The sequence below is a fragment of the Pajaroellobacter abortibovis genome, assembly GCF_001931505.1.
Lineage (GTDB): Bacteria > Myxococcota_A > Polyangia > Polyangiales > Polyangiaceae > Pajaroellobacter > Pajaroellobacter abortibovis.
Genome location: NZ_CP016908.1, coordinates 1,049,986 through 1,071,711 on the forward strand (window position 1 = coordinate 1,049,986; position 21,726 = coordinate 1,071,711).

Genomic DNA, 21,726 nt, shown 5'->3' on the forward strand with positions numbered 1-21,726 from the left:
ACCATTTCCACCTTTACCTCCTTTTCCTCCTCTGCATCCAGAACCAGGACCACCACCTGCTCCTCCAGTTCCTCCCTGTCCCCCCTCTTGTCCATCTCCCCCTCTCCCTCCCTTCCCTCCTGAACCTACATAAATCTTTACTCCGTCAAGGAAATTAAGTTCGGACTCATAGGATACAATGCCAATACTCGCTCCTCCCGCTTCTCCACCTTTACCTCCACCCCCTCCGCATCCACCACAACCACCACCCCCTCCATAACCTATTGCACGATCACTACCGCCTGCTCCACCCCCACCCCCTTGACCTGGATCTCCAGCTTGCCCATCTGCGCCAGCTTGTCCCCTCCAGCCTTCATCTAACACTCGTCCAACGATTTCAGCACCTTTGCCTCCTAAACCATCGGAACCAGGGTTACCATTTTTTCCATCACCCCCCTCTTCTTGGCATCTCTTTCGACCCTGCCCCCGCTGCCCCCCTCCCAATGGAGGAAGTCCATCTTGAGCCAAATAATTTTCTGCTGTCCCACACCCAACTCCCCCTCTTCCACCTATCGACCCTTTATTATTTGAACATAGGTGGTTGCAGTCCGATTCTTCTCCCTCCACAGAGTCTCCTGCTTGTTTCCCATTATACTGCAAAAGCATTTCGGGATTATAATTAGACTGTGTTGTGCCATCCTTCCCATCTTGTCCATCGCCTACACTCACTTCTACGCTATCAAATGTAACAAGCGCATGATAGCTGATAGCCCCGACTTGATCCTTGCTCTCAGGCTCATTCTCTTTAGAGACAATAAATTGAAAATTCTTGATCAAGGCAGTATGGTTACGAATTGTCAGAGGGATGCTCCCTTTAGGAGGAGCAACTTGCACCATCTCCACTTTGTTGTATTTCCATCCATCCTTACATGAGAATCCGCCGTACAATCTTATTGCTGGATCATCGTTCAAGATGATACTTTTTCCTTCTATTATTATCGCCTCGTCATACTTTCCACCACATACGTATATGTTAGGCAGATTTTTCTCCGCTGCTAATTCAAGCGCCCGTTTAAAACTATTGACAGGTTGTTTTTGAGTTCCATCTCCCCCTTTAAACCCCTCAAAAGAGACAAAAATACCGCATCTATCCTGGACAATGTCTGGGGCCTCCTCAAAGTCACTCATACACTGCTGCTGCTGTGCCCCCGATGGCTTCCAACGACGCCCGCTCGAAGGTGCTTCCCCCCTCTTTTCTTTATCCGATGAACAGAACAAGTAGTCAGAACGCACCTCACAGTAGCCTTTGATATCTTCGTAGTTCGGGCAACCCATCAATCCGCTCCACACCACCATCCAAAGAGAACTCCATCCAAGACGATTGCAACGCCACGTGATCGCTTTCCAATGGTTTTTTTTTCGGCGTCGGCGAACCTCCATCCGCTCTTGCACCAAACGAATCGCAGTACCCATGAGAAACCCCTCCTTCAATAGCCACTTGCTATCTTCCAACAATTCAAGATAAGTTTTGATCCATTGAAAACAAATCAGAACTACAATTTACCTTCAACTTATTTCTCTGGATGAATCGAATTATTAATACATACATATCCTTACATTATTCAATAAAAAGTACCTCCGATGTCCACATGACCTAGCCCAAGCTGCACTTGCAACGTCGTCCCTACTCGGGTTTTACTGGAAGGAACAGCCGGAAGAGAAGGCTGCAGATCAGAAGACAATGGATAAATCCATTCGATTGCGGCTAATGTCCCCACACCCAATGCTCCTGTCCAAGCAAGAATGCTGATCACATTAAGCACACGCAGATAAGTCCTCTCTTTATCACAAAACCGATGCTGAAGACAGCTGTATCGCATCTCCTTCGCTTCGCTACTCATCAAGAGGTAGGTAATGGTTCCTCCGGTCGCCAGCGTTGCTGCCCCAACCGTCAATCCAATCGCCATCTTGTTGGATTTTTTCAGAACTACGCTGGATTCAGAAGTATCCGCTGGAGAAGGGATAGGCTCCAGCGCTTTGGCCACCCACGGCACTTCATAAATAAGACGTTCGCCTTCCTTAAAATCAATTTTCTTGGAAAAAGGTGGATAACCCGGAGAGCTCACGGAAAGCCAACGAGTGCCCGGAAGAATCCAAACGCCTTCATGCAAGATTGCGCGGTGGTCAAGCTCTTTCTCATCCAACTTGATCGCAATCTGTTGAGCGTGGAAGGCAGGCGGAAGAACAAGCTTCACGTGCGCCATCGGCACCAGTGACACTAAATGATCATGCACTTCCCCTTTTGCCAAATAGACCGAAGTCTCATAGGGAACATATCTTTCTGCATCCACCTCAAGCAAATGCATTCCAGGGGCTAACCACATCCCCCATTCATTTGTTTCAGAACCCCACATCATCAGTTGATGATCCAGTTTGATCGAGTCCACACGCTGAGAAACCCTCAGCCTGAGAAAAGCACCATATTGTTGCAGCCGCTTGATCCCCTCATGAGAGAGGCGAATCACTTGCATCAAAGTGTCCTGCCTTCTGATATTTCGCTTCTCCCGATTAAAAAGTTGCGCGGCAAGGACTTTAGCAGCTTCGTAGTCAACAAGCGCAGCGAGAGGCTGTTTCAGATTCTCCCTGCACCACCCCATGTGATAGCGAGCACTCGCAGACTCTCTCAAAGAAGTGATAAGCGTAAAACGCTCCAAAGCAATCTCCCACTCGCCGCGATCTTCTGCACGTTGCGCTTGGCTAAAGAGATCTTTTAAAGCTTGCGAAGGGGATTCCGAAGCAGTTGACTCAGACATATTAGCCCATACATCTGAAGTAGGCCGCACGATAACCCATAACCAAAGGCAAACAGACCATAGAACAGGATAATTACGCATCTTGAGGCAACAGCACTAAGCAATAAACAGAAAAGAGGATAAGAAGATAAAGAAGAGCAAGTAGGCACAAAGAGAGAGAAAATTACTTCATTCATGATCTGTCTGCTCTCGATCGATCCCGGGATAAGTAGGATCTCCTGGCTCGTGACGAGGATTCTGCGTTTTGGTTTCTCCTCGAGTATTGGTAAAACTTAAAAGTAGATCTTTGGAATAGATAAATTGATCGCGAGAATCGTAGGGGGCTGGATGGATCCCTGTATCCATTCGAATGGCATCACAGGGACATGCTTCCACACAATACCCGCAAAAGATACAGCGCAATTCATCAATGACAAACCGAACAGGATAGCGCTCATATCCCCGCCGCGGATCCCCCTCAAGATATTCTCCCGCCTCGATAAAGATGCACTGTGCCGGACAGGCAGTGGAGCAACAAAGACATGCAACACACCGAACGCTCCCATCTTCACGGGTAGTTAGGCGATGCACCCCTCGAAAGCGTTCCGGATAGGGGCGCTTCTGTTCTGGATAGGAGATCGTTACAATGCCATCCTCTAAACCCTCCTTCACAGGATCAGGACGTTGTGCGCGCACCATATCCTTAATGTTATGAAAGAAGTGCTTCATCGAGACCCCTATCCCTTTGATTACTTCTGGAAGATATGCCCGAATCTCTAACGTCTTAGCAGGAGAAGAGACCACTTTCACTTTCGGGTCAGGAGAAGACTTTTTCGGAAAGGTAACATTCATGAGACTTCCTTAGAGCAAAAAAATCTACAGGAAAATCATATTTTGCATTAGGGCTGCATTAACGATTGAGGAGACCCCCTAAAGCAGCCACCTGTCGTGCAGAAGAACCCATTGGATTCCATTCCGATTTCTTTTTGGGCTTGAAAAATCCAATGAATGCTTCCACAAAAGCAATCCATACTCCTAGCACAATGGCCGCTTGGCTCCAATCAGCAACAAGCTTTAAAAAGGAGGCACAAGCATCCCCACCCGCTTGGACGAGGAAATAGAGAACTCCTGTCACGAAAATATTCGCTAACGAGATAGGGAGGAGTCTTTTCCAACACAGTTTCATCAGCTGATCATAGCGAAACCGCGGAAGGCTCCAGCGGATAAAAGCCTGCATCCAACAGACCGCGAGCACTTTAACGAAGAAGGCAACCACACCCAACACAATCACACAGAGGTGAGGCAGCTCCCGATGGAACCACACAGAGTTCCCAAAAGAGATGGTCACACCGTCCGGATGAAGGAACGGTAGCTGCCAGCCCCCTAGAAAAATAGCCACCAACAGCATGGAACTCGTGACGATTTCCATATATTCAGCAAAGTAAAACATGCCGAATTTCATTCCCGAATATTCTGTAAAATATCCAGATACAAGCTCGCTCTCCGCTTCGGGAAGGTCAAAGGGAATTCGTTTAGACTCTGCAACCGATGCAACAAAAAAGATAAAGAAAGAAACAGGTTGGATAAAGATGCCCCACGTATTTTCTCCCTGCCATCTCACCATATCCTCTAAGCGAGTAGTCCCATAGATCATCATGGTACCTACAAGAGACATCCCCAAAACAACTTCGTAGCTGATCATCTGACTGGCTGCACGCAGAGCTCCCAACAGAGAGAACTTATTATCACTACTCCATCCTGCAATCGCAGCCCCCACAATCCCCTGCCCAGCCAATGCAAACATATAGAGAACGCCGATGTTCAAAGTGGAAATTTGGAGTGGGATCACCCATCCCCCATGCTCTGGATGAACTCCATAGCGAGGTACAGAAGGGAAAAAGAGATGTCCATCTGCCCCCATCTGCCAGAGAGAAGAGACAGAAATCGTATCTCCAAAGGGGATAACCCCCACTAACCCGAGCACAGCAACCATCACAAGAATCGGTGCGAGACCGAATAAAAGCCTATCCGCTTTGGGAGGTATAAAGTCTTCTTTAAAAAAGAACTTGATCCCATCCGCTACAGTATGCAGCAGGCCTGCCAATCTCCACTCTGTGCCAAACAATTTGATCATAGCTCGATTGGGACCGATTCGATCGTGGATCATCGCGCTTTGGCGCCGATCCAACCACGTGAGCACCCCCCCTACCGCAAGAAGGAAATTAACCATGACTGCGATTTTGAGAATCGTAGCTATCCACTCAGCGATCGTCATTAATTTCAACCTCCACAACAGAACCAGGGCTTATCAACTTGAAACATTTCTTACGAAGAAACGGGAGAGGCCTGAGAAGCAGGAAAGGATGAATTCGATCGCCCATGAGAGGAAAGAGAATACCCTGCTCGCAGAGAGGACCAATCCACTTCAAACCCTAGACGATGTGCCAATTTAGCCAATAATTGCCATCCTGGCTGAGTATCGCCTGCCGGCTTAATGGCCTTCTTCGATACCTGATGCAGCCCCTGCGCATTGACGTAAGTGCCATCCGCTTCCGCCCACGAGACAGCAGGTAGAACCACATGAGCCGCGTCGACGAGGGCCCCTTGATGAGCAGCTACCGTCACGAGAAAAGAGAGGGATCGGAGAACAGCCGCATCCGTTGCACGCTCCCCAGGCGTAGCCCCCCCCAATGCCAAAACGCCTGTGACCAAGCCAGAGCGCACGTGCTCCAGAAGCTCCGAAAAAAGTTTTACGTCAGGAACGAGGTGAAGTACTCCTTGCGTGTTTGAGTTTTTATCCCGGTGGATCAAGATATCGTCCTCATATCCCTCCCCCATCCCCGTCATGTACAGCCTGGTAGAACCACAGAGGAGAGCCCCTAATTGGAAGAGAGCCCAGTTATCCTCCAAGGAATGCTGAGCCGAAAAAAGTATCCCCATGGAACCGAGTGTTTTCTCATCAACCTGCTTTTGAATAAAGTCAAGCGCTTGCTCTATAGAAGTCGCCGTCCCTTGCACATGTGCTTTGAGAACACGCTCCTGGTGCGCGCGCTGGTAGGAAAGCATCCCATTATCACACATCCAGTATTGGTTGACCTCTTCGTTTGGGCGAGGGCGATAGCGATAGATTCGGTTGGAACGCGGGTCGTAATCTAAATATGCATTGCATCCTGTCGCACACCCTTGGCAAATACTTTCCGCGCTACGTAAAAACCAGACGCGCGCTTTAAAACGAAAATCTTTGGTCGTGAGCGCACCAACAGGGCAAACATACTCAGTCATAAACGTGTATCGACCATCTAACTGCCGACCTGATGCGACGGTAATTTCATTGAGATTACCGCGTTGCCGCATATCAAGCACATGGTCTTTAGCGATTTCATCCATGAAGCGAATGCAACGAGTGCACATCACACATCGCTCCGCATCGTACACGATTGTAGGACCAAACACCACCGCTTTAGGCTTATGGATAGGCTCATCGCGCATCCGTTTTTGAAAGCGACCGTATTCTAACCAATAATCCTGCAGTTTACACTCTCCCGATTGATCGCAAATAGGGCAATCCACAGGATGATTGAGCAGGAGGAATTCCTGAACCCCTTTGCGCGCTGTCGCCACATAAGGGCTCGTCTCTGAACGAATCTCCATCCCCTCTGCTGCCGTCAACTGGCAGGCCGGTTGAAGCTTCAGTTTGACGCGTGGGACATACTCGTTAAGGTGAGAATCCCACTCAAGAACATCCAACATGATAGGTCGCTGTCCAGGTGGTGGCACAACTTCCACCAAACACATGCGGCAATTGGCAGCAACGGACAGGCCTGGATGCCAACAATAGTGAGGAATTTCAATACCTTGCCGGTAAGCAGCCTTAATAATCGTTTCACCTGGCTCAAAAGGGATAGAGGTCCCGTCAAGCTGAAAAGTTGGCATATGCGTTTGTCCCATTCTCTTTGGATGACTGCTGAACTCCATCAACTCACTACCCTTGCAGGCGTCCTTTCTATGATAAGCTCATAGAGAGGACCGAACAACAGAAAGACCAGCGCGGATACCTGAAAAGAGGAGAATTTAAGTTAGGTTACTAAAGAAAGAAAAAAAATAAAAGGGAGAGAAAGAGTACTGGGCTGATTCCTGCTTTAAAAAAAGCACTTTGATTGTTAATGATCGCATTCCCCTCCTATCATATTGAGCGAACCAAATGTAGGGACCACATCACTCAAGAGGTGCCCTGTGATCAATTGGCCCAGTCCTCCGACGATCGAAAAACAAGGGGGTCGAATGCGAACGCGATAAGGGGTGCCTGTTCCATCCGAAACCAAGTAGAATCCGAGCTCTCCATTCCCCCCCTCTGTATAAGAATAGACTTCGCCTGCAGGGATTTTCACCCCTTCCATCACAATCTTAAAGTGTTGGATCGTTGCTTCGATCGTCGTGTACACCAAATCTTTGGGAGGATATACAAACTGAGGGTCCTCTACACAGACGGGCCCTTCATTGGACATCCGTTCTATACATTGCTGAATGATCCGAGCCGATTGCCGAATCTCTTCGAGGCGCACGAGAAATCGGTCCAGATTATCTCCTTTCGTACCGACAGGAACTTCAAAATCAATTTCATCGTATTTGAGATAAGGATGTGTTTTTCGAACGTCATAAGCTAGCCCTGTAGATCGCAAACAAGGGCCCGTCCAGCCCAAGGAGACAGCATCTTCTTGCGAAATGGACCCCACACTTTCCAGCCGGTCTAAAAAGATCCTGTTTCTGAGTAGCAGCTTTTCCCCTTCCTCTACAAGAGCCAACACTTTAGGCAAACCGAGTTGACACATCTCTTTAAAAGCAGCAGTAGGCGGTTTAGCCATCCCCCCAATGCGACCAAAAGAGTGCGTGAGCCGAGCACCAGTCTCTTCTTCGAGAACATCCCATACGATTTCTCGACCTTTCATGAACCACAGAAAGGGAGTGAACGCACCTAGCTCCATCGCGACAGCCCCATTACATGTGAGGTGATCGCTGATCCGAGCCAACTCGCTTAAAATCATACGGTACCACTGACATCGCTCAGGAACACAAATATTGCAGAGCTTTTCGACAGCAAGTGCATACCCAACATTGTTGAGCATCGGGGAGACATAATTCAATCTATCCGCATAAGGGAAGACTTGACACCATGTTCCCCGCTCACACATCTTTTCAAATCCACGGTGCAGATAGCCGATCTGCACGTCCGCTTTGGTAATGATTTCTCCTTCGAGCTCAACCACAATCCGCACTGTCCCGTGCATCGCCGGGTGGGATGGACCTATATTGAGACGCATAGGCTCGATAGGGAGCTCAAGGGGGTTTCCATCCACATCAAGATCAAGAGATTCCATACAATCTATCTTTCTTTTTCATCATTAAGAGAAGTGTTCCACACCTTACGACTAAAACTCATCCCCTCATCGGGACCAAAAGGAGGTAGTTTGTTGAGAGGGACGCCTGCTTCTTCTTCCGTACGATAAGCAACCAGCGGTTGCGTTCTATCCGCCGGGTAATCTTTGCGAAGCGGATATCCCACAAATTCAGGATACATCAAGATTCTACGTAAATCCGGGTGCCCTTGAAATACAACACCCATCATGTCATAGACTTCTCTTTCCAACCAATTAGCCGCCTTCCAAATGGGGACGAGCGAATCGAGCACTGCCCCTTCTCCATCCACACCACCTACCGCTGTCTTGATGCAAACGCGATGTTTTTTTGGATGGGAATAGAGATGCAGCACAACTTCGAATCGAGGCAACCTATTCGGATAGTCGACTGCGCAGAGGTCGACAAAAAAATCGAAAAGAAGCTCTGGATCAGAGCGCAAGTAGGCAGCGATCAGCTTCCACTGCGCAGCTTCCACCCAAGCTGTGTCATCACCTAATGCACTGTTCGTTTTTACAATAGCAGAGCCAAATTGAGCCTTTAATTTTTCGAGAACTTGAACACTCATGCTTATTCCTCTTTCCTAAGGAGAGCAAAACGAGCACTTTCGTGTTGTTTGCGGAGAGGGGTTAATACAGGATCTTGACGAGGTTTTACAATTCCTGGAGTACAATCCCCACGTGAAATTTTATCCTGCAGAAGCAGAAGACCATCCAACACCGCCTCTGGCCTAGGGGGACACCCTGGGACATAGACATCACACGGGATAATTTTATCGATCCCTGGGACAGTCGTATAGTTGTCATAAAATCCACCGCAGCTCGCGCACGTCCCGAATGCAAGTACCCATTTGGGGTCCATCATTTGCTCATAGATACGGCGCAAAACAGGGGCTTGACGCTGGCTAATCGTCCCCACAACCCACAGGAGATCCGCCTGCCTGGGCGAAAAACGGGGCACTTCCGCACCGAAACGGGCCACATCGAAACGAGGACCCGCTGTCGCCATAAATTCCATCCCACAGCAAGCTGTCACGAATGGATATTGAAAAAGCGAATATTTACGAGCCCACTGCAAAATGGAATCCAACCGGGTCGTTGCAAAACCAGTTTGATCGCCCTGAAGTGATATTAACTCTCCCATTCGAGAGCTCCCTTTCTCCACACATATATCAAAACCACAAGCATAACGCTTAGAAAAGCGACCATCGAGCTAAATCCTATCCACCCCAGTGAACGAAATTCAACCGCCCAGGGGTAAATGAACACAGCCTCAACATCAAACACCACGAATAAAAGGGCCGTCAGGTAGAATTTAACCTGAAGCCTCACATGATTTGCCCCTGTGCTCTCCGATCCACACTCGAAAGGGAGCATTTTCTCCGGTGTCGTCTTCTTTTTACCAAGTATACTAGCACCTAGAAAAAACAGCGCTGCAATCGTCAGAGAAATGAACAAAAGCAAAAAGATAGGAGCATACATCGCGTGCATGAGACATCACACTTATCGAGGTTTTTAAGGTTTCTTACGGATGTAATCCCCACCAAAGATAAATGTCAATGTGTCCTTTGCTGTTTTGAGATCGCTCCTCATTTTTTATTCATTGGGAGAGGCGGTGGGGGAGGGACAGACCGCTGTACCCCTTTTCTCCACTCTCGAAGAGGAGCTCCCAATCTCTTTTCCACCCTGGCGAATAAACTGTTCAAGCTATCCCGAGGAACCCCTACCTGTACAGCCTGTTCCAGACACGCAATAGCCGCTACATAGCACTTACGCAGAAAGAAAGACTGCGCAAGCAATGGAAGAATCTGCTGCGCCTCAAACCCCAATGCGAGAGCCCTCCGAAAGTACCCTATCGCTTCCCCTTCTCGACCACTATTGAACTGAATTCGACCCAACGTAGCAAAAATCGATGCTGCTGCAGGACCCTGGTGAACATATTTTGTCGCCAATCGCAGGATATCTCCCGCTTCTATCCATTCCCCTAATACAGCGTGCGCCAATCCTAACAATTCAAGACCACGCGCGATCCACAAACGAGACTGAGGAGCTAAGGCCTTTCCTTCAGGAGTGCGCCAATAATGAATGAGAGGGACAGGCCACGCTCCAAGCAAAAGGATAATCTGACTCCATTCTGAGCGAGCAGCGGCAGCTTCTGCTTCCATGACCATAGCGAGATCGATCACATAAGGAGATGAAGATAGGGGCGAAGCTTCCTCAAATTCTTGCATCAGATGACCTTGAATCCTCAATTAAAACTCTTTAAGAGCAATGCGTTGCTCCATTCCTCTTGCTCCATTCCTCGATAACAGACTTGAAGCTTCACATCCTCTTCGATCTCTTGAAAAGAGAGCAATACATACCCATACAAATGAGCGAGCAGCAGCGTACAGGGCCCAAATACGCCTCAAGCGCATCAGGATTCCACACAGCAGGCACAACGCGCTGATGAATTGCTTGCTGCTGCTGAATTAAAGCAGGAGAAGTATAGTGGCGAAATCGAATCAGGTCAAGTCGCTTTTGAACTTGAGAATGATCCCCTTCGGCCTCTACAAACAAACTCAACTACACTTTACTTTGCGCAACATGATCGTGCCCCACCCCACTGCCCACTATAAAGAGCAAGGATCTGAACCCCGCGATCGCGCTTATAAAATAGCCAACCCCCCTATTATTTTATAATTCCGGAAAGTCTCTAAAGAGCTGGAGCGATCGCTTTCATTCTTCTTCTACGCGAAGAGAATCCAACGGGAACATAGAGTGTTTGATATGTGTCCACAACGGTTAGAGGCTACCCTCTCCCCCTCAAAATTGATTTGAAAGCATTATATGCTGGAACGATTCTATTGTCCTTCTATTCTTTTCAAGGAAACAACCGGCCTTTCTCTTCTCGCCGCCAATGAATGCACAGAGGCAGAACACCGCACCCCCGACATCGCACTTCATCGCGACGGGAGGGGCATTGCTGAAGCATCCCTAAATGACAAAGAGCAAAATCATATTTTGTGGGGTCATCGGGATCGAGGCGTGCAAGACCAGCAGAGATTTCCTCTGTAGTCTTCCATGACGCGGTTTTTCTTTGTGTAAGGCCCAAATTTCGTGCAAGTCTGCGAATATGAACATCAACAGGAACCAAAAGATGAGAAGTCGGTAGGTTCCATAGCCCAAGATCGATCCCATTAGAAGGGCGAACCATCCACTTGAGAAACAGAAGCAACCGTTTTGCTCCTCCATTCGCGCGAACATCAGGGAGCAGATGCAAAGGGCCCCGCCTGCCCCTTTGGTGTCCACTCCCTTTGCCCATAGCTTTTTGTTCCCTCTTCCTCCCTTTGCTAACAGGAAGAAGCAATCCTCCCTCTTTGCGAACGGTATCGCAAAACCGAGCGAGCGATTCACGAATTGAATGGGTTTCTTTAAATTGGCGTTCGACATAAGCCCCCAGAGAACCGTACTGCTGCTGCACTTTACGAGCTCCTCCTAGAAGGCGTGCGAGGTCTTCCCCTTTAAAGAGACGATGTTTCCATCCTTCTACGCGAGCAAATAGCTCTGTCTCTCGCTCAGCTATCTGCGCTGGAGAAGGTCTTAAACGTTTAAGTAAATTCTCAATGCTATTTCGAATTGACTTCACCTGCCCAAAAGCAACCGTAGAAGCAAGAAGAGCAACCAACTCTTGATTTTCTCGATCAGGATAATTGTGAACAAAATGAACTGGATCGAGCAGAATTCGTTCCCTTTGCTCGTAACGAGCTCTCACTTTTTCAAGTGTTTGTTGAAACAAAAGGAGCTCTTGGTGAGTCCATTCACTTCCCATATACAACCTCATTACTGATCCTAAGGCTCATCTAATATCTTTTCTGTAATTTAAAGAGGTTTACTCATCTCGAAACTCTCGTTAGAGGAATTAAAAAAACGATAAAACCTCTTCCGATATCGAATTGGCAACCAAATTGACTGCCTTCAATTGCAAAAGTGTAACGAGAGCCATCAGTTCCTCGTTTCTACCGTTCCATCCATGAATCGTAATTGCTTCAAGTGGGGGAATTATGCAAGCAGTCAAACAATCTCATGCCTTCTGCTCCTGCTGCAAAGGAGAGGTAATGTCAATTTTTTAACCGTAGCAGAAGTAAGGAAGAAAATCCTTGATATGCCACCCAACTGTTCAGAGAAAATTTTTCAAGGGACGGAAGGTACAGAGAGATATTCACCCAATCAGCAGTAGGTACGTTGAATTGAATTCGCTTGAGTGAATTAATCACCCAAGATATTCACAGTTCCATACATAATGAGAAATATCAGAGATCGGATTCAAATAGATTTCTATGTTTTCGAGGTATGGCAAGAGAAGGAAAGTGTTTTGGTATCATCCTGCATGAGGTCGTGCTCATAGAAAAGAGCTAAGGTTTGGATATTCTAAAATTTCGCTAGATCCGAGAAATGAGAAGGAAGAGAACTGCCAACGAGACATGTTCAGAGGTTTTAACTGATGCACTGGTGGAAGATGGTTCAGCATCGTAGAAAAAGCCTTTGATTGCCATCACAATCGCGGAGTTCAAGTACTTCGAGTACTTTTAAATGGGCCCATGGACTCAGATGCATAAGGCGCCTTCTCTCGACAGTTATAAGCAGTAGGTAGAACACCCCTTATCCACCCTAACGTAAGTTTCTCTACTGTAGATCCTACTCCTCTCTTTTCTAAGAATAGATAATCTTTTGAAGCTCTTGGTTTAGCATGAAGGGAATGGAGATTGGGAAAAGAGGCAATTCAGGCAATTTGGATATACTTTAGAGCCACAAAAACTTCCTAAAAAGATCTTCTCCATCATAGCCATAGCAAAATGTAAAAGCATGCAGATTCCCCACCAAGACAGATTTGCTCGCAAGTCGATCGATGTCCTTCGCTGTAAGAAAACACCATTTCAGCTCCAACTGTTCTATTGACAAAGAGGCAAGGAGATCTAATTTTCACTTCTTCATCGACAGGATAGAAAAGGAAATCGTCATTTTAGAGAGAGGAAAGTTAAGTGCATGCATTCTCGATGTGTTCTTCAAATATTCCTAAATTTCCATGATCACTATATCTCCTTCCCTCCAACTGCCTGAATCTGAAATCTGAAGAGAAGATCTCACCACTATTCCTTGCTGGCCATAACTTTCAAGCAGCTGATGCCTAACGCGCTCGCACTGCTGGTTGATTCGACAGAAAGAGGATAAGGATATCGGCAGGTGGGATATGCTTTGCAGTATGTCTCAAGACACCATCGTTTAGGTCTTCAAAACCAAGCCCCCAAGAAATCACAGAATGGGATTCCTCCTCGCCCATATTATTGCTTCACCGATACACTGTACCAATCCCCAAACAATAAGCAACACTAGCCACCGACGTGTATTGGCCAGCTTATACTTCATTTCCCCTTCTTTTCACATTCATTTTCTTTCTCTCACACCACGATGAGACACATTTTTGCTACAGTCTAAAAAAGGATGACGAATTAGAAGGATTTCATCTCGACGAGAGCCAACGCTAATTAAAATCAGAGGGCAATTAACACTTTTTTCTATCCAATTGAGATAGTTCTGGGTAGCCAAAGGGAGCTCGTTCCGATTCCGAATTGAAGAGAGGTCCTCTTTCCAACCAGGAAAAGTCCGATAGATGGGAGTAGCGCTCTCCAATTCATCTAGAGGGAAGTCCTCTGTCTCTCCAGACGATGTCTGATATCTGACACAAACTTTGATTTCATCTAAACCCGTAAGCACATCGAGTTTGGTCAACACCAATCCATTGAACCCATTGCGATCGGCTACATAACGAAGCGCAGGAAGATCAAGCCAACCAACTCGACGAGGTCTTCCCGTCACAGACCCAAACTCAGCCCCCATTTGCCGCAGCCGCTCACCCAAAGCCCCCTTAATTTCAGTAGGAAAAGGTCCTTCCCCCACCCGCGTACAATACGCCTTCGCGAGTCCAATCACATGCTCTAGACGAGATGGGGCAATTCCCGATCCAACGCAAGCTCCTGCTGCAAGTGCATACGACGAAGTGACATAAGGATACGTTCCGTGTTCGAGATCTAGCAGCGTCCCTTGAGCCCCTTCGAAGAGCACATGCTTATTTTCCTTTAACGCATTTGTCACGAACTTGGTCGTATCCGCCAATAGAGGGACAAGCCGTGGCATCCACTGAGCAAGCGATTCCATGTTCTCTTCATGGGAAGGTGGCTGCCCTCCAAGCGCAACAATCAGTGGAGACCAATGCGCCAACGATTGCGTGACAAGAACGGAGAGCTTTTTAAGATCGCGCAGAGCTCCACAACGGATACCGCGCCTTCCCACTTTATCTTCATAGCACGGTCCTACTCCGCGCTTGGTCGTTCCAAGGGAGTGCTTGCTCTGTTCCCTCAGTTGATCAACCAAAATATGATAAGGGAGAAGTAAATGAGCGCGCTCTGAAACCATCAGCCGAGAGAGAGTGAGACAACCTCGTTGGGATAACTCGTCGATTTCCTGTAAAAGAATGGCTGGATCGATCACCATCCCCTGCGCCAATACACAAAAAGCATGGGGTCTCAAAAAACCACTTGGAATCAAACGAACAATTATTTTCTGGTCGCCAACGACCAATGTATGACCTGCATTTGGCCCACCCCCATAGCGTACCACAACATCTGCAGAATCCATCAATACATCGACAATTTTCCCCTTCCCCTCATCCCCCCATTGCGCACCTACAATCACAGCGGTTGTCATTTATCGATTCCTACTCTAGCCTGGTTTTAAGCATACTCATCAGCCGCATCAAAAAATGCTTAAAGACAGTTTACGACTCAGGAGAAATGATCATCCATGACCCATCACGATCGAGAAGACACACTCCCCCCTCTTACATTAGCCTGGACAGAAGACGCGATTGAGCGCCTTCGGCAAATCCCCTTTATGGTCCGAAAAGGGATCGCTTATCAAATAGAAAACTACTCTATGAAGAAAGGCTACCAAGAGATCACGGTTGCGACTATGGAAGAGGTCAAGCAGATGCGCTCTCAGGAAGAAAGAAACCCCTCTGGAACAAAAAACACCGCTTCGTCTGCTGAGACGTCATCGGATCCCATTCAAAAAGAGAAAAAACGGCAGTTTGTGTCCTTCGCTTTCTATCAAATCGACCCCTCCTGGCGACGACTTTCTGTAGAAGAACGAGAAGCCCACAAGGTAGATTTTGCTAAGGTTTATGAAGGCTATACGCCTTCCGCAAGCATTCTCTGCCGCACTTATTCCACAGTGGGCATTCGAAGTGATTGCGATATCATGTTCTGGCGAATCTCCTATCAGTTAGAAGCGATTCAGGAGATGACAGCCCATTTGCTTAATACTCCCTTGGGAGGATGGCTCCTCCCAAGACGTTACCTGCTAGGGACCACCAAAATGAGCATGTACGCGGATAAACTAAATCCTCATCACGAACAAGCTCGCCTCACCATCATTCCAGGACGTGCTCGCTATCTCTTTGTTTACCCCTTCATCAAAACAAGAGAATGGTATCGATTGACTCCCCACACGCGCCAAGGGATCATGGACGAACACATCGAAATAGGATCGAAATATACCCGCATTAAAATCAATACGACGTATTCATTCGGGATTGACGATCAGGAGTTCGTCGTTGCGTTTGAATCCAACCACCTGCACGACTTTGTCGACTTAGTCCAAGAACTGCGAGAAACCGAAGCGAGCCGGTATACAGCTCATGATACCCCTACGTATACATGCATCGCTCATCCCCTTCAAACAGCGCTAAACCTGCTTGGATAGTGTGTGAAACCGCGAGCTTCACAAAGAGGGCTCCCTTGTATTGATTTCAATAGTGCACCACAGCATTTCTATGCGCTCTCCAGAATACAAGAAACCCTCTCAAGATACTTGCATCACGCTTCCATCGCTCACTGATATCAAGCATCGATAAACGGTTTAAGCTCTTTGCTCCGAGAGGGATGCCTCAACTTTCGAACGGCTTTCGCTTCGATCTGCCGGATGCGCTCACGTGTCACCTCAAAGTCTTGACCAACTTCTTCCAACGTATGATCGCTTTTTTCCCCAATCCCAAACCGCATGCGCAGAACCTTCTCTTCTCGAGGAGTCAGGGTCTTAAGGACCTTTCGAGTCTGCTCTGCCAAGCTCATGGTAACTACAGCCTCTGAAGGCGAAACCACGCTCTTATCTTCGATAAAGTCTCCCAAATGTGAATCTTCCTCTTCCCCAATAGGCGTTTCGAGACTGATCGGCTCTTTGGCAATCTTGAGCACTTTCCTCACTTTATCCAAGGGGAGCTCCATCTTGCTTGAGATTTCTTCAGGGGTAGGCTCTCGACCATACTCTTGAACTAGGTAGCGGCTTGTCCGAATCAATTTGTTAATGGTTTCGATCATGTGCACAGGAATACGGATCGTGCGGGCTTGATCTGCAATCGCACGGGTAATCGCTTGGCGAATCCACCATGTGGCATAAGTCGAAAACTTATAGCCTCGCTTGTATTCAAATTTATCCACCGCTTTCATAAGGCCAATGTTCCCCTCTTGAATCAGATCTAAGAACTGAAGCCCGCGGTTTGTGTACTTCTTGGCGATGGAGACCACCAACCTCAAATTGGCCTCAATCAACTCTGATTTAGCCCGCTCAGCAAGTTGTTCCCCTTCACGGATCGTGGCGTAGGTCAGTTGAAGGGCTTTCACATCCACATTAAGTTTTTTTTCCACGCGTTTGAGATTCTTCTTGGCTGCTGAATGACTTGCCAGCACTTCCTCAGCAGCAATCCCATGCTTGCGCAGAAACTTTCGCTCCGCCGCAGCATTTCCCTTGGCCCCTTGAGCTTCTTTCTTTAATTGCTCCTTCCGAATCCCTGTGCGCTGCTCTAGCTCTGAAGAACCTTTTTCTGCGCGTTCCACTTTCTGAATTAACGAGCGGAGCTTCATCACAATCATATCCAATGTTTTGCGATTGAGACGCATCTCCTGAAGCATTTCGACCATTTTCGATCCATTCTCACGGCTCTCTTGTTCGAGCGCCTTCTTCTTAGAGGTTGCAGTGGTAGCAGCTAGCTTCTTCTGAAGTCCAGAAGTGACTTTCTCAAGATGCTTTACCTTATCGATCAACCGTAAGACACGATGAGACACTTCCTGCTCATCGAATTCTCGATCCTCATCATCTACATCGCGAACAATATCGCGAACACACACTTTCCCCTTTCTCAGTTTATTACCGAGCTCCATGATTTCCCGCACAGCAACAGGGCTGTTCAAGATTGCAGTAAGTATTTTATGCTCCCCTTGCTCGATCCGTTTGGCAATCTCCACCTCCCCTTCACGTGTAAGCAGAGATACGCTCCCCATCTTCCGCAAATAGAGTCGAACAGGATCATTGGACTTCGAGTAGTAGGCATCTCCCTCGTCTTCTTTCGAAATGATACCCACTCCCATTCGACTCTTTTTCTCACTGACTTCCTCTTCTAAAAAGCGCTGGGGAGTCAATTTGACATGAGTCGTAGCCTCCACAAATTCAATTTCCTCATCGACCAAAACCCCTAGCGCATCATCCACTTGCTCCCCCACGACATGGGCAGAAAGATTGTGTTGTTCCATCTCCTCCAACGGGAGATTCTTCTTTATAGTAACCAACTCTCTCTCCTGATTTCGATCACGATTCTTTGTCGCCATCCTCTTGATTACCTCATTCCCTTCTTCGTTGATTGTAATCCGTGTTTAAGTCGAGCCCGTTCTTCAGCCTCTCGTGCCAAGAGAGCCTCCGCCTCCCAATCGCCTTCTATTTTTCTTTGCGAACGAGCAATATCCAACGTCTCTCTTGAGAGCACAAATCTTCTTAATTTCCGCGCATTCTCCAAAAAGCACAATTTGGCTTGCTCACTATTTTCATGACAGGGAGCGGTACAGCGCTTTAACACAAAAGAATGAATCGCTGGAGGAATCTGAGTAAGAAAATAAGGAATATCCAAAAAGACTTCTTCAGATGATTCGTCAAGCCTATTTGCGAGAAGAGAAATCACCTGTGCTGAGACACCTTCTAACAGATCCAATTCAATTTGCACTTCCTCGTCCCTGAGAAGGGACGGAAACTCTAAAAGAGCACCAACCATCTCCCTCCGCTCTGCATGACCTGGCGTATGAGTGCGAATACGCCCCCCTTCCCTACTGCCCAATACAAACTTCTGGATTTCTTCTCCTCCTTTTTTAATAGCCTGAACTTTTTTAGTAGCTTGCAGTTTTTTTTTAACCACCTGCTCCAACGCTCGAAACGTATCCACCGATCGCGCCAAATCAAGACGGCCCGCGAGCTGATCCGCATATGTTTTGGCCATGTTTCTAACGAGCGGATCATCTTCCTCGGCGAGAAGCTGAGCAACTCGTTCCACACGTGCAGCCCGCTCATAAGCATCTCCAGAGTGGAAAGTTTCATCGAGTGCTGTTTCAATTAAGTACTCGAGCATCCCACGGGCCCGACGAACACATTCAAGAACCGCATCCGATCCATGAACGCGTACCTGCTCATCCGGATCAAGGCCAGAAGGGAGGCAAGCTACTTTACCGTACAGACCGCTCTTCAATAAGATATTCCGCGCCGCATGAACCGCCTTCTGCCCTGCAGCATCTGCGTCAAAAAGAAACACAACATGCGATGTAAACCGCTTAAGAAGCTGAGCTTGTTCGGAAGTAAATGCACTTCCCAAAGGGGCCACCACATGAGTCAACTGGTGAGCATAAAGAGAAAGAACATCAAAATTGCCCTCTACTAAAATGGCCTCCCCTCGCTCACGGATAGACTGACGCGCCTGATGAAGCCCCAAAAGCGTACTTCTTTTTGAATAAATGAAGCTTTCTGGAGAATTAATATATTTAGGAGCACGCCCTACGGGATTTTGAACCCATTCAGAAGAGGGTAAAAGACGGCCGCTAAATCCGATCACCCGACCATGCATATCCTGAATGGGAAACATCAATCGGTGTCGAAACCGATCGTAGTATCCTCCATCTGAACGAGCAACGACCAGCCCTGCCTCTTCACAGAGCGCCAAAGAAATCCCTTGAGCCTTCAAAAAATGGGCTAGCTCATTCCATCCTGCAGGTGCATAGCCGATCCGAAAGGCCTGTATTGTTCTATCCACCCAAGAGTTGCTCTGCTCCGACACCCCTTTTTCTTCTATTGGAATCGTATCCCGCGCCCATGAAGGAAGCAAATTACGCCGCTTCAACTCTTCCCACGCGTATCTGCACTGAGGGTGCTCGCGAAGCTGCTGTTCAAAAAAAGTAGCTGCAAGGTGATGGACGGCCAAGAGATCTTCCTGATATTTTTTCTTGCGATCGACATCAGCAGAGGTTTTCTCCGTTTCATCAATCACTTTAATTCCAAGCCGTTCTGCTAAAAGATAGACCGCCTCTCGAAAAGTGTATCCATCCTGTTTCATTAAAAAATCGATAACGGATCCTGATTCTTTACATCCGAAACAATAAAAGAGCCCTCGCTCAGGATTGACATGAAAACTGGGTGTTTTCTCAGCATGAAAAGGGCATAAGCCTACAAAATGACGCCCTCTCTTTTTAAGAGAAGGGACCCTCTCCTCAATCACTGACACAATATCAATATGAGTACGGATCGCAACAAGGGTTGAAGGAGAAATCAATGGATTAATCCTTGCCCAAAAGAGATCATAGAAAAGCTCTTAGGAAAAGAAAGAAAGAAAGAATAGAATCGACTCCAAATAAGAAAGATCGTTGGGATCGCAGCTAACTCACCTACCATTTCTAGGTCTCCATTAACACCATTCCCCTCTCTCTTCCATACTGCTTGGCCAGCAAATGGCAAGTGGGAGGCACTTTTTTATTAGAATTCATGTTTTTTGGAACAATCTAAAAAATTTACCTTAATGGACGAACAAACAAGTCAAATATTTTACTTAATCAAAAATAGTGTAGCGTTGAACTTATGTCCCCTTTGTGATAGAGGCGCAGCGTCTTCAATTTCTTTGTGGTCTTTCACAAAGAAGGAGTTTTAACGACTATGGTTCTTTCCCCTCCAGCAGCATTGGATAATCTCAGAAGTAAAGGCAAAATTGTGCAGGTCATTGGTCCCATTGTGGACGTAGAATTTTCGCAAGGAGAAATCCCCAATATTCTCCACGCGCTCAAAATCACTAACCCTGCTCTCTCCAATGCAGAAGACAATCTCACACTTGAAGTAGCTCAGCATTTGGGGGAAAATCGAGTACGTGCTATCGCTATGGACTCTACAGAAGGGCTCGTCCGCGGCATGGAGGTGCGCAACACCGGCAAGCCAATCACAATTCCTGTAGGTTCCAAGTGTTTAGGGCGCATTCTCAATGTCATTGGAGAGTCGATCGATGAAGGTGGTCCTATTCAATCCCCAAAAATGGCCTCCATTCACCGTGCTCCCCCCACTTTTCAAGAACAATCCACCAAAGTGGAAATGTTTGAAACAGGGATCAAAGTGATCGATCTCCTCGCGCCTTATCGAAAAGGGGGAAAGATCGGGCTGTTCGGAGGGGCTGGAGTCGGAAAGACCGTCCTCATCATGGAATTGATCAACAACGTAGCAAAAGCCCACGGTGGGGTTTCCTGCTTCGCTGGAGTCGGTGAACGCACTCGCGAGGGGAATGACCTGTGGCTGGAAATGCAAAAATCCCAATTAGAATCCGGAGCTTCTGTACTTTCCAAGACCGCGTTGGTATACGGTCAGATGAATGAACCCCCCGGAGCACGAGCGCGGGTCGCACTGTCGGCTCTAACCATCGCAGAACACTTTCGCGATGAAGAAGGTCAAGATGTTCTTCTATTTATCGATAACATTTTCCGCTTTACCCAGGCAGGTGCAGAAGTATCAGCGCTCCTTGGACGCATTCCCAGCGCAGTCGGGTATCAGCCCACGCTCGCCACTGAAATGGGTGCATTGCAAGAGCGGATCACATCAACTTGCAAAGGATCGATCACCTCTGTGCAAGCAATTTATGTGCCCGCAGACGATCTAACCGACCCAGCACCCGCCACAACGTTTGCCCACTTAGATGCGACGACTGTGCTCTCTCGAGCGATTTCAGAATTAGGGATTTATCCAGCTGTGGATCCTCTGGATTCCACTTCGACGATCCTAGACCCTCAAATCGTGGGAGAACGCCATTACCAAGTGGCTCGCCAAGTACAACAGATCCTGCAGCGTTACAAAGAATTGCAAGATATCATCGCTATTCTAGGCATGGACGAGTTGGGTGAGCAAGATAAATTGCTTGTTGCACGCGCTCGGAAAATTCAACGCTTCCTATCTCAACCATTCTTCGTGGCTGCCCAATTTACAGGTTCTCCAGGCAAGTTTGTCTCTCTCCAGGAAACAATTGAAGGGTTCGAACAAATCACTCTCGGTCAATTGGATGAACTTCCCGAACAGGCCTTTTATATGGTAGGGAATATTGAAGAAGCAAAAGAGAAAGCGCGCATCCTACAAGCTTCATAAAGCATCCTCTAGGATCGCATATTAGA

At 47.5% G+C, this 21,726-nt stretch carries 17 protein-coding genes; 2 read left to right on the forward strand and 15 right to left on the reverse strand.

The annotated features are described in order from the left end of the window. The 13 genes from BCY86_RS09760 to BCY86_RS05345 all read right to left on the reverse strand — a co-directional run. Positions 1-1,452: hypothetical protein (locus tag BCY86_RS09760; protein WP_172824814.1), on the reverse strand; the 1,452-nt coding region annotated here is incomplete at its 3' end. 149 nt (positions 1,453-1,601) lie between these two features. Next, positions 1,602-2,873: a hypothetical protein gene (locus BCY86_RS05290; RefSeq protein ID WP_156865092.1), complete on the reverse strand. Its 1,272-nt coding sequence runs from the start codon at positions 2,871-2,873 to the stop codon at positions 1,602-1,604. A gap of 87 nt (positions 2,874-2,960) precedes the next feature. Further along, positions 2,961-3,623, reverse strand: coding sequence for a NuoI/complex I 23 kDa subunit family protein (locus BCY86_RS05295; protein WP_075276802.1), 663 nt, complete (start codon positions 3,621-3,623; stop codon positions 2,961-2,963). 58 nt (positions 3,624-3,681) lie between these two features. Further along, the gene (gene nuoH, locus BCY86_RS05300) at positions 3,682-5,046 is read right to left on the reverse strand and encodes an NADH-quinone oxidoreductase subunit NuoH (protein WP_075276803.1); all 1,365 of its coding nucleotides are present in this window, start codon (positions 5,044-5,046) and stop codon (positions 3,682-3,684) included. Positions 5,047-5,096: 50 nt separating this feature from the next. Next, a complete protein-coding gene (locus tag BCY86_RS05305; protein WP_172824815.1) occupies positions 5,097-6,719 on the reverse strand; it encodes an NADH-quinone oxidoreductase subunit G in 1,623 nt (540 codons plus the stop codon). A 212-nt stretch (positions 6,720-6,931) separates the two neighbouring features. Then, the gene (locus BCY86_RS05310) at positions 6,932-8,146 is read right to left on the reverse strand and encodes an NADH-quinone oxidoreductase subunit D (protein WP_075276805.1); all 1,215 of its coding nucleotides are present in this window, start codon (positions 8,144-8,146) and stop codon (positions 6,932-6,934) included. Positions 8,147-8,151: 5 nt separating this feature from the next. Beyond that, positions 8,152-8,751, reverse strand: coding sequence for an NADH-quinone oxidoreductase subunit C (locus tag BCY86_RS05315; protein ID WP_075276806.1), 600 nt, complete (start codon positions 8,749-8,751; stop codon positions 8,152-8,154). A gap of 2 nt (positions 8,752-8,753) precedes the next feature. Further along, positions 8,754-9,326, reverse strand: coding sequence for an NADH-quinone oxidoreductase subunit B (locus BCY86_RS05320; RefSeq protein ID WP_083604217.1), 573 nt, complete (start codon positions 9,324-9,326; stop codon positions 8,754-8,756). After that, the gene (locus BCY86_RS05325) at positions 9,314-9,673 is read right to left on the reverse strand and encodes an NADH-quinone oxidoreductase subunit A (RefSeq protein ID WP_075276807.1); all 360 of its coding nucleotides are present in this window, start codon (positions 9,671-9,673) and stop codon (positions 9,314-9,316) included. The genes BCY86_RS05320 and BCY86_RS05325 overlap by 13 nt, the downstream gene beginning before the upstream one ends. A 98-nt stretch (positions 9,674-9,771) precedes the next feature. Further along, complete coding sequence (locus tag BCY86_RS05330) at positions 9,772-10,413, reverse strand: tetratricopeptide repeat protein (RefSeq protein WP_156865094.1); 642 nt, start codon at positions 10,411-10,413, stop codon at positions 9,772-9,774. A 91-nt stretch (positions 10,414-10,504) separates the two neighbouring features. Continuing rightward, a complete protein-coding gene (locus BCY86_RS05335; protein WP_156865095.1) occupies positions 10,505-10,747 on the reverse strand; it encodes a hypothetical protein in 243 nt (80 codons plus the stop codon). 298 nt (positions 10,748-11,045) lie between these two features. After that, on the reverse strand, positions 11,046-11,993 hold the full coding sequence (locus tag BCY86_RS05340) for a TIGR02757 family protein (protein WP_075276810.1): 948 nt from the start codon (positions 11,991-11,993) through the stop codon (positions 11,046-11,048). A 1,613-nt stretch (positions 11,994-13,606) separates the two neighbouring features. Continuing rightward, complete coding sequence (locus BCY86_RS05345) at positions 13,607-14,926, reverse strand: adenylosuccinate synthase (protein WP_075276811.1); 1,320 nt, start codon at positions 14,924-14,926, stop codon at positions 13,607-13,609. 96 nt (positions 14,927-15,022) lie between these two features. Between BCY86_RS05345 and BCY86_RS05350 the strand changes: the two genes are divergently transcribed. After that, the gene (locus BCY86_RS05350) at positions 15,023-15,982 is read left to right on the forward strand and encodes a chlorite dismutase family protein (protein WP_075276812.1); all 960 of its coding nucleotides are present in this window, start codon (positions 15,023-15,025) and stop codon (positions 15,980-15,982) included. A 137-nt stretch (positions 15,983-16,119) separates the two neighbouring features. On the opposite strand, the gene rpoD is transcribed toward BCY86_RS05350, so the two are convergent. Both rpoD and BCY86_RS05360 read right to left on the reverse strand, forming a co-directional pair. After that, entirely contained in the window at positions 16,120-17,880 is a 1,761-nt protein-coding gene (gene rpoD, locus BCY86_RS05355; RefSeq protein ID WP_075276813.1) for an RNA polymerase sigma factor RpoD, read from the reverse strand. An 8-nt stretch (positions 17,881-17,888) separates the two neighbouring features. Further along, positions 17,889-19,859, reverse strand: a complete 1,971-nt coding sequence (locus tag BCY86_RS05360) for a DNA primase (RefSeq protein WP_075276814.1) — start codon at positions 19,857-19,859, stop codon at positions 17,889-17,891. Positions 19,860-20,236: 377 nt separating this feature from the next. On the opposite strand from BCY86_RS05360, the gene atpD reads away from it, so the two are divergent. After that, positions 20,237-21,700 carry a F0F1 ATP synthase subunit beta gene (gene atpD, locus BCY86_RS05370; protein ID WP_075276816.1) on the forward strand — a complete coding sequence of 488 codons (1,464 nt, stop codon included), beginning with the start codon at positions 20,237-20,239 and terminating at the stop codon, positions 21,698-21,700. Positions 21,701-21,726 lie beyond the last annotated feature (26 nt).

Coding starts and splice junctions, on each gene's coding strand:
- BCY86_RS05290 (WP_156865092.1), bottom strand. CDS start 2,873: ATGCGTAATTATCCTGTTCTATGGTCTGTTTGCCTTTGGTTATGGGTT.
- BCY86_RS05295 (WP_075276802.1), bottom strand. CDS start 3,623: ATGAATGTTACCTTTCCGAAAAAGTCTTCTCCTGACCCGAAAGTGAAA.
- nuoH (WP_075276803.1), bottom strand. CDS start 5,046: ATGACGATCGCTGAGTGGATAGCTACGATTCTCAAAATCGCAGTCATG.
- BCY86_RS05305 (WP_172824815.1), bottom strand. CDS start 6,719: ATGGGACAAACGCATATGCCAACTTTTCAGCTTGACGGGACCTCTATC.
- BCY86_RS05310 (WP_075276805.1), bottom strand. CDS start 8,146: ATGGAATCTCTTGATCTTGATGTGGATGGAAACCCCCTTGAGCTCCCT.
- BCY86_RS05315 (WP_075276806.1), bottom strand. CDS start 8,751: ATGAGTGTTCAAGTTCTCGAAAAATTAAAGGCTCAATTTGGCTCTGCT.
- BCY86_RS05320 (WP_083604217.1), bottom strand. CDS start 9,326: ATGGGAGAGTTAATATCACTTCAGGGCGATCAAACTGGTTTTGCAACG.
- BCY86_RS05325 (WP_075276807.1), bottom strand. CDS start 9,673: ATGCACGCGATGTATGCTCCTATCTTTTTGCTTTTGTTCATTTCTCTG.
- BCY86_RS05330 (WP_156865094.1), bottom strand. CDS start 10,413: ATGCAAGAATTTGAGGAAGCTTCGCCCCTATCTTCATCTCCTTATGTG.
- BCY86_RS05340 (WP_075276810.1), bottom strand. CDS start 11,993: ATGGGAAGTGAATGGACTCACCAAGAGCTCCTTTTGTTTCAACAAACA.
- BCY86_RS05345 (WP_075276811.1), bottom strand. CDS start 14,926: ATGACAACCGCTGTGATTGTAGGTGCGCAATGGGGGGATGAGGGGAAG.
- BCY86_RS05350 (WP_075276812.1), top strand. CDS start 15,023: ATGACCCATCACGATCGAGAAGACACACTCCCCCCTCTTACATTAGCC.
- rpoD (WP_075276813.1), bottom strand. CDS start 17,880: ATGGCGACAAAGAATCGTGATCGAAATCAGGAGAGAGAGTTGGTTACT.
- atpD (WP_075276816.1), top strand. CDS start 20,237: ATGGTTCTTTCCCCTCCAGCAGCATTGGATAATCTCAGAAGTAAAGGC.